The sequence below is a fragment of the Petralouisia sp. genome (assembly GCF_056822245.1).
Genome location: NZ_JBQIOP010000006.1, coordinates 24917 through 38557 on the forward strand (window position 1 = coordinate 24917; position 13641 = coordinate 38557).

Annotated in this window: 12 protein-coding genes; 11 read left to right on the plus strand and 1 reads right to left on the minus strand. The window is 48.0% G+C overall.

The window, feature by feature from the left end:
• Positions 1–92 precede the first annotated feature (92 nt).
• Positions 93–1304, plus strand: a complete 1212-nt coding sequence (gene hflX / locus ACTO17_RS03680; RefSeq protein ID WP_482556935.1) for a GTPase HflX — start codon at positions 93–95, stop codon at positions 1302–1304.
• Between the two features lie 20 nt (positions 1305–1324).
• Entirely contained in the window at positions 1325–2071 is a 747-nt protein-coding gene (gene yaaA, locus ACTO17_RS03685; RefSeq protein WP_482556936.1) for a peroxide stress protein YaaA, read from the plus strand.
• Between the two features lie 133 nt (positions 2072–2204).
• Here yaaA and ACTO17_RS03690 read toward each other — a convergent pair whose 3' ends face one another.
• Positions 2205–4478: an LTA synthase family protein gene (locus ACTO17_RS03690; RefSeq protein ID WP_172535542.1), complete on the minus strand. Its 2274-nt coding sequence runs from the start codon at positions 4476–4478 to the stop codon at positions 2205–2207.
• 218 nt (positions 4479–4696) lie between these two features.
• Here ACTO17_RS03690 and ACTO17_RS03695 point away from each other — a divergent pair, with 218 nt between their 5' ends.
• From ACTO17_RS03695 to ACTO17_RS03735, 9 genes are all read left to right on the plus strand, one after another.
• Positions 4697–6061, plus strand: coding sequence for a bifunctional folylpolyglutamate synthase/dihydrofolate synthase (locus ACTO17_RS03695; RefSeq protein ID WP_482556937.1), 1365 nt, complete (start codon positions 4697–4699; stop codon positions 6059–6061).
• Positions 6058–6615 carry a GTP cyclohydrolase I FolE gene (folE, locus tag ACTO17_RS03700; RefSeq protein WP_172539007.1) on the plus strand — a complete coding sequence of 186 codons (558 nt, stop codon included), beginning with the start codon at positions 6058–6060 and terminating at the stop codon, positions 6613–6615. Before ACTO17_RS03695 ends, folE begins: the two co-directional genes overlap by 4 nt.
• A 16-nt stretch (positions 6616–6631) precedes the next feature.
• Positions 6632–7198, plus strand: a complete 567-nt coding sequence (locus tag ACTO17_RS03705; RefSeq protein WP_482556938.1) for an HD domain-containing protein — start codon at positions 6632–6634, stop codon at positions 7196–7198.
• A gap of 14 nt (positions 7199–7212) precedes the next feature.
• Positions 7213–8031 carry a dihydropteroate synthase gene (gene folP, locus ACTO17_RS03710; protein WP_482556939.1) on the plus strand — a complete coding sequence of 273 codons (819 nt, stop codon included), beginning with the start codon at positions 7213–7215 and terminating at the stop codon, positions 8029–8031.
• A gap of 112 nt (positions 8032–8143) precedes the next feature.
• The gene (folK, locus tag ACTO17_RS03715) at positions 8144–9043 is read left to right on the plus strand and encodes a 2-amino-4-hydroxy-6-hydroxymethyldihydropteridine diphosphokinase (RefSeq protein ID WP_482556940.1); all 900 of its coding nucleotides are present in this window, start codon (positions 8144–8146) and stop codon (positions 9041–9043) included.
• Positions 8989–9978: a leucine-rich repeat protein gene (locus tag ACTO17_RS03720; RefSeq protein WP_482556941.1), complete on the plus strand. Its 990-nt coding sequence runs from the start codon at positions 8989–8991 to the stop codon at positions 9976–9978. The genes folK and ACTO17_RS03720 overlap by 55 nt, the downstream gene beginning before the upstream one ends.
• Positions 9979–9995: 17 nt before the next feature.
• Positions 9996–11303: a vWA domain-containing protein gene (locus ACTO17_RS03725; RefSeq protein WP_482556942.1), complete on the plus strand. Its 1308-nt coding sequence runs from the start codon at positions 9996–9998 to the stop codon at positions 11301–11303.
• A gap of 68 nt (positions 11304–11371) precedes the next feature.
• Positions 11372–12955 (plus strand): AAA family ATPase, encoded by a 1584-nt coding sequence (locus tag ACTO17_RS03730; RefSeq protein WP_482556943.1) that lies wholly within the window; start codon positions 11372–11374, stop codon positions 12953–12955.
• A gap of 13 nt (positions 12956–12968) precedes the next feature.
• Complete coding sequence (locus tag ACTO17_RS03735; RefSeq protein ID WP_172539000.1) at positions 12969–13628, plus strand: HAD hydrolase-like protein; 660 nt, start codon at positions 12969–12971, stop codon at positions 13626–13628.
• The last annotated feature ends 13 nt before the right edge of the window (positions 13629–13641 follow it).

The following is a 13641-nucleotide window of genomic DNA, read 5'->3' on the forward strand; positions in this document are numbered from 1 at the left end:
AAACAGGATAGAAGGAGGATTACAGAATTATCGAAACGAGAAAAAATACAGAGCCATTTGAGATAGAAGAAATAACAGAGCAGGTGATTCTGGTGGGAATAAGCCTCCGGGAGGATGACGACACGGAGGATTCTCTGGACGAACTGGGTGAACTGGCAGAAACCGCCGGAGCGAAAGTTTTGGGAAGCGTGATACAAAGCAGGGAGCATATTCATCCGGGCACCTATCTGGGCGCAGGGAAATTACAGGAGCTGCGTCAGATCATTACAGAATGGGGAGCCACCGGGATTATCTGCGACGATGAATTGTCGCCGGCGCAGCTTCGGAATATGGAGCAGGAACTGGAATGCAAGGTGATGGACCGGACGCTGGTGATTCTGGATATTTTTGCAGCCAGGGCCTCCACCAGCGAAGGAAAAATCCAGGTGGAGCTTGCCCAGCTGAAATACCGCATGAGCCGCCTTACGGGACTGGGGGTTTCTCTGTCCAGGCTTGGAGGCGGTATCGGCACCAGAGGGCCGGGAGAGAAGAAATTAGAGATGGACCGGAGATTGATTAAGAACAGAATTTCTCAGCTGAACCGGGAGCTGAAGCAGGTGCAGAAGCACCGGGAAATTACCAGAGGGCAGCGGGAAAGGAGCCGTGTGAAAGTAGCCGCCATTGTGGGTTATACCAATGCCGGCAAATCCACGCTGCTGAACCGGCTGACCCAGGCTTCTGTGTTGGAGGAGGACAAGCTTTTTGCCACCTTAGATCCTACCACCCGCAATCTGAAACTGGAAAGCGGCCAGGAAATCCTGCTGACGGATACGGTAGGTTTTATCCGCAAGCTGCCCCATCATCTGATTGAAGCCTTCCGCAGTACCCTGGAAGAAGCAAAATACGCAGATATGATTATCCATGTGGTTGACGCGTCCAATCCCCAGTGGGAGAAGCAGATGCAGATTGTGTACCAGACCTTGGAACAACTGGGAGTATCCGGAAAGAAACGGATTACATTGTTTAATAAACAGGATAAAGTGACAGAGCGGGAACTGTTCCGGGATCTGCGGGCAGACCGGGCTTTGAAGGTTTCTGTGAAAACAGGAGAGGGCATGGAGGATTTTCTGGAGACGTTGGAGAAAATTCTGCGGGAGGATAAACAGCTGTTAGAAGGCGTATTTCCCTATGAGCAGGGAAATCAGATTCCCCCAATCCGCAAGTACGGAGAGCTTCTTAAGGAAGAATACCGGGAAGACGGGATTTATGTGAAAGCATATGTTCCCGGGGATTTGTATCCCAATCTGGCAGAGCATATACGATAAGAAACAGGAGTGAGCCGAAAGTGATTAAAATTATCATTTCTCCTGCAAAGAAAATGAAACAGGACACAGATACCCTGGAGTGCCGCGGAATGCCGGTGTTTTTGCAGGAAGCGGAATACTTGAAGGAGTTTATGAAGAAACTGGAGTATCAGCAGGCGAAGGAGCTCTGGAACTGCAATGACAGAATTGCGGCCCTCAATTATGAACGGTTTGCCCGGATGGATTTGTCCAGGCATCTGACGCCGGCCCTTCTGTCCTATGAGGGAATCCAATATCAGTATATGGCGCCGGCGGTCTTTGAGGATCAGTCCTGGGAGTATGTGGAGAACCATCTCTGCATACTCTCAGGGTTTTACGGACTGTTAAAGCCCTTTGACGGGATTGTGCCTTATCGTCTGGAGATGCAGGCGCCGGTTCGCCTGGAACATTACAGGAATCTCTATGATTATTGGGGAGCTAAGATATACCGTGAGATCCGCAGGGAGGGAGAAGTGATCCTGAATCTTGCCTCCAAAGAATACAGCAAATGCATTACCCCCTATCTGTCGCAGGAGGATAAATTTCTCACCTGCCGGTTTGGGGAATGGAAAGAAGGAAAAGTAGTGGAGAAGGGAACCCAGGTAAAAATGGCCCGGGGAGAGATGGTGCGTTTTCTGGCTCAGAATAAAGTGGAGCACACAGAGCAAATCAGGGAATTTCAGGGATTGGGATACCGGTATGAGGAAAGCCTGTCTGATGAATCTATGTATGTATTTATAAAAAGATAAGCAATGGGCCTGTGAGAGAGCATGTCTGCGGGCCGTTGAAAGAGAAGAAGAGAAAGGGCAGATTTATCACAGGAAGTACTGTGTGTAAATCTGCCCTTTCTTTTAAAAGTATTTCCAATTCCGGTCTGTCGTTTTATTCTGTAAGATTGAGGTCACCGTTTTCCTCTTCGTCCAGGTCGGCTGGATGATCTGGAGCGTCACTGTCGTCCGTCTGAGACGGTTCGTCCTGCTGGCCGCCGTTTACAGCTTTATCAATGCTGCTGGGGGTGTTCTCTGTGGTGTCATCCACCGGCAGCTCCTCCGAAGGCTCTGGCTGCTCCATAACAGGTTTCAGATAAGAAATCTCATTGGAGGAGCGGAAAATGGTTTCGGATGATCCCATCTGGTTGACCACAAGGCTGTTGGCGCCTTCCTCGAAATTATTCATGGATATCTTCAGTTCACGGTCGCTGATAAAGGAAGTGGAAACCCGTGCTCCATTTACAAATGCTTTGCTCCAGGGAGTGAAATTTGTTCCATAAATATGTAAGCCGTCGTCTAAGGCTTCCACCCGCTCCAGCGTCACATCCTGTACGCCCATCTGCAGATTGGAAGCAGGATAGAGGTCCTCTCCCTGGTATGCGTACCGTTTGCCGTAGAGGATGTCATACTGCAGAAGTTCCATGTCTCTGGAATTCTCCTCTGTGAGCTGATAGCTGCTGTTCTGATGGAAGGAAAACATAGTTCCCTCATGAATGTTCGCCTGATCCATGATAGCTGCAAGCAATTGATAAGAAGTTAAATCCTGATCTGTTTTTTTCATGCCGAAGTTGTTCCAGGTAACGTATTTCGTATTGAAAATGCTCTGGCTTTTGGTATCCTCGTCCTTAAGTCCCATGGTGGGCAGATGGTCTCCGAAGAATACAACTACGGTTTTCTCATCTCTTTTCGACAGCATATCGGTGAGATTGGCAATAAATTTATCTACTTCGTGAATCTGGTTCACATAGTATTCCCATTCGTTGTTTTTGGCTTCATTTTCCGCGCCGGTTACGGTGATTTCCGGATTCTCAATGACTTTTTCTGTGGGATAAGCCCCGTGTCCCTGTACGGTGATGGTGTAGATGAAATCCTGCTGTTCGGTGGAATCTAAGGCTTTTTCCACTTCACCGATTAAAATATTGTCAGTGGGCCATGTGCCAAGAGGCGTATATTCCTGAATATTCATCATTTCCTTGCTGATAAAGCTGTCAAAGCCCATCTGGGTAAATGCATTTTTCCGGCTGTAGAAATTGCCGCCGTTGTTATGTACCACATGAGTGCCGTAACCCAGGTTGTTTCCCAGGTCGGAAGCAACGCTTTCGCAGGAGGTGGATTTCAGGATTGTCTTGTAGGGATATTCCCCTAATCCGAAATATTTCATGCCCATTCCGGTTAAAATTTCAAACTCGGTATTGGCGGTTCCGGCTCCTACCACCGGAACGGTCAGATAACCGGAAGAGTAATTGCTGTAAAGATGATCAAAGTTAGGCGTCGGATTCTCCGAAAAGTTTAAGAAGTTAATTTCTTTCGGGTCAATAAAGGATTCCAGCAGCACGCAGATGACATTGGGAAGCTCACTGGAATCAGAAGCCTCCGGATTCACTTTGGAAAGAGCCGTATCCACGGTTTCCTGTGAGTAATCCTGGGGAGCTCTCATGCCCTGATCCATTACGCTGGCGGAAAAGCTGTATACAAAGCCGTAGTCCTCATATCCCTGGGCGATATTTTCAAAATAGTCTGCCAGAACATTGTTGTTGACAGCCGCCTGGGTTACCATGGGAATGAAGAATGCAAACAGGCCGATGGCTCCGATGCTTGCAAAACGGTTCTGCCTGCCCTGATATTTGGGTCCTTTTTTCCAGAGAATGATAATTCCTGCCAGAACGGAGGCCACCAGAAGAATCACGGCAAGGGCTTCTCCGTTACTGAAATAATTGCTCTGCATGGTAAACAGGTCGTTAATCAGCTTTACATCGGTGTAGGTAAAGGGGGTGACCCGCTTTGCCAGAATGCATCCGTTGATGGTTCCCAGAAACAGCCAGGCCACACTGATAATGGTTCGCATCAATGCCCTCCGGCGGAAGAAATACACCAGATGCAGTGAGGTAAATACAATCATTGAGTTATACAAAAATACCAGGCCCCGGTCAAAAATAAATATAAATGCGCTGACAAAGGAATGCCGGGAAATGATTTCAATTACAAAGCAGACGCTGCAGGCCAGAAGATAATGGAAAATCAAAGAGTAGCGATTGAGAAAAGCCACCAGCTTTTCCTTCTGTTCCGGCTTCAAAAAATGCTTTTTCTCCCGGGCTCTTCTTTTTTCACGAAAAGCCTTGTATTTTGTCCTGATTTTCTGTAAAGTGTTTTTTGCAGTATGAAACATTGTGTCACCATCCTTAAGTTATATTAAAATTCCATTTATGAACTAATTGTAAACAAAATATGAATCTGCTTTTTCCATAGCAAAGATTATCTCATTTTTTTGAAAAAGTCAACTGAAAACACAAAAATTATACATATGGCAATAAAATTTAAGAATTTCTTTATAAATATATTAGAACACCGGATACTTCTTGCCGGTTATTTTGGAGGGAACAGAATATGTCAGACCGTATCTTAACAAAGGAAGAAACGCAGGAATTTCTGAAAGAGAGAGAGAAGCTGGGAAGCGTTCCGGGACTGGACAGCATCCGGGAACTGATGCAGGAGCTGGGAAATGTGCAGGAGCGGCTGTCTGTGATTCATGTGGCGGGAACCAATGGAAAAGGCTCGGTGTGCGCCATGATTTCTTCTATTTTACAGGAAGCAGGTTACCGGGTGGGAATGTATACCTCTCCGGCGGTTTTCGAAAGAAGAGAGCAGTATCAGGTCAACGGGCAGCCTGTGTCTGAGCAGGAATTCGCGGAACTGATGACGGATATTAAGAAAGCCTGTGACAGAATGGAAGAAAGAGGAGTGTATCCCACTCTTTTTGAGGTGGAAACGGCGGCGGCTTTTCTGTATTTTTACCGGCGCCGCTGTCAGGCCGTTCTGCTGGAAACCGGAATGGGAGGCGCTATGGACGCCACCAATATAATAAGGAAACCTTCCGTCAGCGTTCTGACCTCCATCAGCATGGATCATATGAAGTTTCTGGGAAACAGCATTGAGGAGATCGCCCGCCAGAAAGCCGGAATTATCAAGGAAAACAGCTTTGCGGCGGCAGTCAGGCCCAGGCAGGAGCAGGTGAGAAAAGTTCTGGAGGAGATCTGTCAAAAGAAGCATACGGAGCTTGTCTATGCAGAGAAAGAGAAGGCGGAGGACGTTCATGTGGAGAGCGGCGTTTCTTTCGATAAGGGGAAAGAACAGACAGAAGATACGGTACAGAATTTCCTGTGCTTTTCCTATGGAGACTATGGGAAGCTCCGTCTGTCCATGACAGGGGCGTATCAGACAGAAAACAGCATATGCGCCATAAAGGCCATAGAACTCTTAAGAAAACAGGGATGGAAAATCACCAATGAGCAGGTGAAAAAGGGACTGGAACAGGCCCGGTGGGAGGGCCGATTTTCCAGGCTGTGCCGGGAGCCTCTGGTTGTGATTGACGGGGCCCACAATGAGGATGCGGCGAAAAAATTGCGGGAAACTTTGAAAATGGGTTTTACAAATTACAAAATAATCTATATAATAGGGGTACTTGCAGATAAGGAATATGATAAAATACTGAAAATTATGATGCCTTTGGCCTGGAAGGTGTTTACTGTGACGCCGAATCATCCCAGGGCATTCGACGGAGCGCTGCTGGCAGAGCGGGCAGAAGCGTACCATTCAGATGTCCGCTTTTGCGGGACAGTTTCAGAAGGGTTGGAGCAGGCGTTTGCCTGTGCAAAAAGTAAGACAGCGGGAGAAAAAGCCATGATTCTGGCCTTTGGTTCCCTGTCCTATCTGGGAGAAATCAGGGAAATTGTAAGGAGAAACAGGTTATGATAGAGAAAGAGAAAATAGAACGGGCGGTTGCCCTTCTGTTGGAAGGAATTGGGGAGGACGTAAACCGGGAAGGGCTGAAAGAGACGCCGAAAAGAATTGCAAGAATGTATGAGGAAATTTTTGCAGGTCTGACTCAGACGCCTGAGCCTTACCTGAATAAGACTTTTTCTGTGGAGGACAGCGGCATGGTGTTGGAAAAGGACATTGTGTTCTATTCCACTTGTGAGCATCATCTGCTGCCTTTTTATGGAAAAGCCCATATTGCCTATCTTCCTGACGGAAAAGTGGCGGGGCTGAGCAAGCTGGCCCGGACGGTGGAGGTCTATGCCAGACGTCCTCAGCTTCAGGAACGGCTTACAGTGCAGATTGCAGACGCACTGATGGAGTATCTGCAGCCCAAAGGGGTGATGGTAATGGTGGAAGCGGAGCATATGTGCATGACCATGCGCGGTGTGAAGAAGCCGGGAACCCAGACCGTAACCCTGGTAACCAGAGGAAAGTTCGAAGAAGAGAAAGAACTCCAGGAGGAATTCTGGCGGATGATGGGCAGATAAGGTGTGAACTCAGAATATGAAATATGTGAAGCGTTTATTGGAAGAAACGGAATATCTGCAATGGGTGGAAGAACTGGAACAGGCTGAGGCAGAACGGATTTTCTGCAGGCACGGGCTTTCCCATTCGTTGGATGTGGCCCGGATCGGTTGGATTCTGGCGTTGGAACGGGGACAGACAGGGACAGGAAAGCCCGGGGAAGCCCTCAAGGAGAAAATTTATCTCACAGCCCTTCTCCACGATCTTGGCAGGCGTTCAGAAGCCAAACAGGGCATTCCCCATCACAGGGCGGGCGCAGCCTTTGCAGAACAGCTGCTGGCCCGGATTCAGTATCCGAAAGAGGAGTGGCAGGAGATTTTAGCGGCAATTTCAGCCCACCGGGGAGCGGGAAAGAGCACGGCCGCAGACCGGGAATGGGGAGAACAAGGCCCGTCCAGAGATACCGGACACCGGAGTATTCAGAAGGATGAGCTGATTCATTTGATCAAAGAAGCGGATAATCGTTCCAGAAATTGCTTTTTCTGCAGCGCCGCAGCACAGTGCAACTGGAGTAAGGACAGAAGAAATCAGGGAATTTTCTGTTAGAATGGGAGGAAAACATGAAGATTGGAAACAGAATATTTGAGACAGAAAAACATACTTATGTGATGGGCATTTTGAATGTGACGCCGGACTCCTTTTCCGACGGAGGCAAATTCAACCGTCTGAATCTGGCTCTTGCCCATGTGGAGCAGATGATTGCGGAGGGAGCGGATATTATTGATATCGGCGGAGAATCTACCAGGCCGGGCCATCAGCAGATTACGGAGAAAGAGGAGATTCAGCGGATTGTTCCGGTGGTCACCCAGGTAAAATCCAGATTTGATATTCCAATTTCTGTGGATACTTATAAGGAAAAAGTGGCAAGAGCCTGTCTGGAGGCCGGAGCAGACCTGGTGAACGATATCTGGGGACTGAAGTATGACAGGGATATGGCAGGGCTTATCAGCCAAACAAAAGCGGCCTGCTGCCTGATGCACAACCGGAAAGAAGCAAATTACCATAATTTTATGGAAGAGATGAAATCAGATCTGCAGGAAACTCTGGAAATTGCCAGAGAAGCAGGAATTGCGGAAGATAAAATCATCCTGGACCCGGGGGTGGGATTTGGAAAGACGTATGAGAATAATTTAGAAGCCATCTGCAGAATCGAAGAGCTGCGCCAATTGGGATTTCCGCTGCTTCTGGGAACTTCCAGAAAATCTGTGATCGGCCTTACGCTGGAGCTTCCGGTGGAGGAACGGATGGAAGGAACACTGGTTACCACCGTACAGGCGGTGTTAAGCGGATGCGCGTTTGTCCGGGTGCATGATGTGAAGGAAAATAAACGGGCAGTACAGATGGCAGAAGCCATTCGGGACGGATGGCGCATGGAATAGGACAGGTTTTCAAAAGCTGCGGTCTGTGCAGACAGCTCTGGCTGGGAACAGGAAGAACAGAACTCATAGGGAATGGAGCAGACAGGCGAAACAGAATCCAGGAGGACAGGCAATGAGAGAGGAAGCATGGGATAAAATACACATCAGGAATCTTGAAGTTTTTGGAAAACACGGGGTTTTTCCGGAAGAGAACCGATTGGGACAGAAATTTGAAGTGGATGCGGATCTGTACACCTCCACACGGGAAGCTGGATTAAAAGATGATTTAACAAAATCAATACATTATGGAGAAGTCTCGCATTTTATCGCATCTTTTATGACGGAGCATACCTTTCAGCTGATTGAGGCTGCGGCAGAGCAGATGGCCGAAGCCCTTTTGCTGCAATTTCCCTCCATGGAGAACATCAGGTTGGAAATCAGAAAACCCTGGGCGCCCATCGGCCTTCCGTTAGCCTCTGTGTCGGTGGAAATTGAACGGGGATGGCATCAGGCTTTTGTGGCCATCGGCTCTAATCTGGGAGAACGGGAAAATTATATCCAGATGGGAATAAAGGCTTTGAAGGCCCGAAAAGACTGCAGGGTGGAACAGGTATCAAAGATAATCTCCACAAAACCCTACGGCATGACGGAGCAGCCGGATTTTTTAAACGGCATGATAAAGCTTCGTACCCTGCTCAGCCCCTGGGAATTACTGAAGGCCCTTCAGGAAACAGAACAGAAGGCCGGCCGGGAGAGACTGGTGCACTGGGGGCCGAGAACGCTGGATTTAGATCTGATATTTTATGATAACTGTGTGATTGACACCATGGAGCTTCAAGTTCCCCATCCGGATATGCAGAACCGGGAGTTTGTATTAAAGCCTCTGGCAGAATTGGCGCCTTATCTGAGGCACCCTCTGAACCATAAAACTGTGGGCCGGATGTTAAAGGAGATAGAAAAAGAACGGGAGTCAGAATTATGTCAGGATACGGAATCCTATCAGGGAAACAGGAATTTTCCTATCAAAAAGTAAAGGACGGCATCTGCATTCTGCGGTGCTACGGGGAAAACGGCCGGGTGACGGTTCCGGCGCAGCTGGAAGGAATGCCGGTGACGGAACTTTCCGATTATGCTTTTGCAGAAGAGATGGAAGAAGAGCCGGCGTACACCGGGGAGCTTGCCTGTATCTGCGGCGGACGTTTGGAAGAGCTGTATCTGCCCCGGACCATTCAGCGGTTGGGCCGGTATGTGTTTTATAACTGCATCCGGCTTCACAAGCTGTCTTTTTACAGTAATCTTGCATTTATGGGAGCAGGAGGTTTTACCGGATGTGAAGAGCTTTCTCATCTGGTTATGCATCAGATGGAAGGAACGTCCTGTCTGCGGGAAATTCTTCAGGATTTGAAGCAGGCTGTCACAGTGGAGTGCGTTCCGGCAACTGAAATCAGCAATTCAAAGCAGCGTCCGGAAACAGGCAAAGACACTCCCCTCTGGCAGTTGGTATTTCCGGAATTTTTTGAGGAGGCAGTGGAAAATACCCCGGCAAGGATTATTTCTACCCAGACCCATGGAATGGGCATTCAGTATCGGAATACGTTCCGAAATACCCAGATTGTTTTTTCAGAATATGATAAATTATTTGAAACTGGAAAATATAATATAGATTTTATAAATATTCTGAATATGGCAGTTTCAAGGCTGATGTTTCCCTGTTGCCTGGAAAGTTCTGCCCGCGGGGAATACGGCGGATGGCTGAGGGAGCATTGGAAGCGGGCTGCTTTCTGTCTGGTGGAGCAGGGAAGCCGGAAAGAGCTTTACTGGATGGCTGAGGTGTTTGCAGATACAAGAGAGGAAGCACAAACGCTGATACAGGCGGCAAACGCCGGGAAAGATGCAGAGGCGGTAAGCCGTCTGATGGATATTTCCCACCGGAAATTTCCCCAAAAGAAGCGTCATTTTTCCTTATAGGAGGAAAGCGAAGGATTATGTTTGAAGAAGCTTTGATGGAAAAAATAGAGGTCTGCAATGAAATATTAAAGGACTGCAGAAGCGAACTGTATCTGAACCTGCGTTTTCTGGATGTTGCCCTGAACAGCCTGGCGCCGGAGCCTTCCATGGCGCTGGGGAAAACTGCAACGGACGGAAAAGTATTCCGTTATAATCCGGAATTTCTGATTGAACAGTACAGAATCGGAAATGTGCCGGTAAACCGCTGCTATCTTCACAGTATTCTGCACTGTCTGTTTGGGCATGTCTGGAATCTTCCGGAACCGGAGGAGGAAATGCTCTGGGATCTTTCCTGCGATATTGCCGCAGAGTATGTGTTGGACGGCCTTGCCCTCCGCTGCCTGCGCAATCCGCCCAGGCCTTACCGCAGAGCCGTATATGACGGGCTGCTGAAAAAGATTCCGGTGATTCACGGAGAAGGGGTGTTCCGCCTTTTGAAGCAGGCAGAACCGGATCTCCGGATTCTGGCAAGGATGATTCAGGAATTTGCCGTGGACGGGCATGAGCTCTGGCAGAAAAAGGACAGGGGTCCTAAATCCCCCTTAGAACAGCAGAACCGTTGGAAAGACATCCGGGACAGGATGGAAACGGAGCTGGAGACTTTTTCCAAAGAGGCGGCGGAGGATTCTAAGGGTCTGGCAGAGCAGATTCATATCGAAAACCGGGAACGGTATGATTACCGGGAATTTTTGAGAAAATTCTGTGTGCTGAAGGAAGAACTGCAGGTGGATCTGGACAGCTTTGACTATATTTTTTATAATTACGGCATGGAATTATACGGGAATATGCCCCTGATTGAGCATCAGGAAACCAGGGAAGTGCAGAAAATCGAGGATTTTGTGATTGTAATTGACACTTCCATGTCCTGCAAGGCGAGTCTGGTGCAGAAATTTCTGGAGGAAACTTACAGTATTTTAAGCCAGGCGGAATCCTTTTACCGCAGGTTCTGCATTCACATCCTTCAGTGCGACGAGCGGGTGCAGTCTGACATCGTGATAGAAAATCAGAGGCAGCTTGCCGCTTATATGGAGCAGTTTCAGGTGAAGGGCATGGGCGGTACGGATTTTCGCCCGGCATTTGAATATGTCAACCTGCTTCTGGCGAAAAAAACTTTCAGGAAGCTGCGGGGCCTGATTTATTTTACAGACGGATATGGGAGATTTCCTCTGAAAAAGCCCGCGTATGATACGGCGTTTGTATTTTTCCGGGAGGATTATCAGGATGTGGATGTACCGTCCTGGGCCATAAAGCTGATTTTGGACCAGCAGGAGCTGTATATAAAATAGCTTTTTGCCGGATAGGAAAATCCAGTCAAAAAATAAAAATTAAATGCAGATTTAAAAAGGAAACAGTCATGAACATTAAAAGAACCAAGGAAGAGATCAAAAATGCCATAGAAGCTTATCTGAAAAAAGATGAATACGGAGCATATGAAATTCCCGTGATCCGTCAGCGGCCCATGCTCTTGCTGGGGCCTCCGGGGGTGGGAAAGACGCAGATTATGGAACAGATTTCCAGAGAATGCAAAATCGGACTGGTGGCCTATACCATTACCCATCATACCAGACAGAGCGCCATCGGCCTGCCCTTTATTTCCAAAAAGCAATACGGAGGCAGGGAGTATGCCGTAACGGAGTATACCATGAGCGAGATTGTGGCTTCCATTTATGAGAAAATGGAACAGACGGGATTGTCGGAGGGGATATTGTTTCTGGATGAGATAAACTGCGTGTCGGAAACTTTGGCTCCTGCCATGCTGCAGTTTCTTCAGTGCAAATCCTTCGGAACTCATAAAATACCGGAAGGGTGGGTGATTGTTGCAGCGGGAAATCCCCCGGAGTATAATAAGTCTGTGCGGGAATTTGACGTGGTCACCATGGATCGGGTGAAACGGATTGACGTGGAGGCAGATTTTGAAGTCTGGAAAGAATATGCTTATCAGCAGGGGCTTCACGGAGCAGTTATTTCCTATTTAAATACCAGGAAACAGAACTTTTACCAGATGGAAACCACCGTGGACGGCCGGAATTTTGCAACGCCCAGAGGATGGGAGGATTTGTCGGAGCTGATTGGGGTCTATGAAAAGCTGGGAAAAAAACTGGATCGGGAAGTGGTGGCCCAGTATATCCAGTTTCCGAAAATTGCCAAAGATTTTGCGAATTATCTGGAGTTGTATGACAAGTATCAGACCGATTATCAGCTGGAAGAAATTTTCCGGGGCCATCTGGATGAAATTCTGTTAAAGAAAATCGGACATGCTTCGTTTGACGAGCGGCTCAGCGTCCTGGGCCTGATTCTTTCCAGAGTCAATGAGCTGATGAAAAAAGCTGTGCAGTGGGAAGCGTATATGGAAGGGCTGCAGTCCTGCCTGTTGGAATTTAAAGAGCTGACACAGTGCAGTCTGGAAGATTCTGTTGGGCAGCTATTGCCGGACAGCCGAATGGGAGATTCTAACGGACAGCAATTGCCGGACAGCCGAATGGAAAATTCCAACGGACAGCAATTGTTTTCCGGTATTTACAAGAAGTTAAATATAGATTATATAAATATGAAAAAGGCGGAACTTCTCAGCCGGGAAGAGGATAAACAGTATCAAAGAATTCTGCATACGTTAGAAAGGTTCGGCCAGACCCTGAAACTGGAAGGCATTCAGGAGAGACAGCGTTCCTTTGTGCGGGTAAAGGAATTATTTGCACTGGAAAATGAAGCCTATGAGAGACAGCAGAACCAGTCGTCGGAGGCTTTGGAATATGCCTTTGATTTTCTGGAGGGGGCTTTTGGAACAGGGCAGGAAATGGTGATGTTTATCACAGAACTGAATTCCAATTATTACAGTGTGAAATTCCTGGAGGGCTCTGGCTGCGAGAGATATTATCAGTATAATCAGGAATTGTTTTTTGATGAAAAGCGCAGAAAATTACTGGAACGTTTGTCATAAAGGAGGAAAAACAATGAAAAGGACCACCATATTATTTGACCTGGACGGGACATTGGTGAACACAGAAGAAGGAGTGGATAAAAGCGTCCGCTACACCCTTGAAAAATATGGAATGGGCGCGCCGGATCGGGATACCATCCGGCGGTTTATCGGCCCGCTGCTGATCGATTCTTTTCAGCGGGAATATGGATTTTCCAGAGAGAAGGCGAAGGAGGCGGACATGATTTTCCGGGAACGGTATGAAACCATCGGACTGTTTGAGTGCGAATTGTTTCCGGGCGTGGAGGAGGCGTTGAAGGCGCTGAAGGAGAAGGGGTATCAAATCAGCGTAGCTTCCTCTAAGGAAGAAGTGCCCTGCCGCCGGATTTTGGAGCGTCTGGGAATCGCTCAGTATTTCGACCTGATTTGCGGGGCAAGGGTGAAAGAGAATATCGGGGAGAAAGTGGAGGTGTTAAATGATGCATTGAAGCGTCTTGGCATTTCCGATAAGAAAGAAGCTGTGTTAATCGGAGACAGCCGGTATGACGCCAGGGGCGCAAGGGAAGCGGGAATTGACTGTATCGGCGTTTCCTACGGATTTGAAGAAGATCTGGAAGAAATGCGCGGGGCAGGCGTAATGGAAATCTTTGACAGCCTTGCGGAAGTGGTGGAATATCTGGAATCAGAAGTTTAAGAAAAGGAGAACA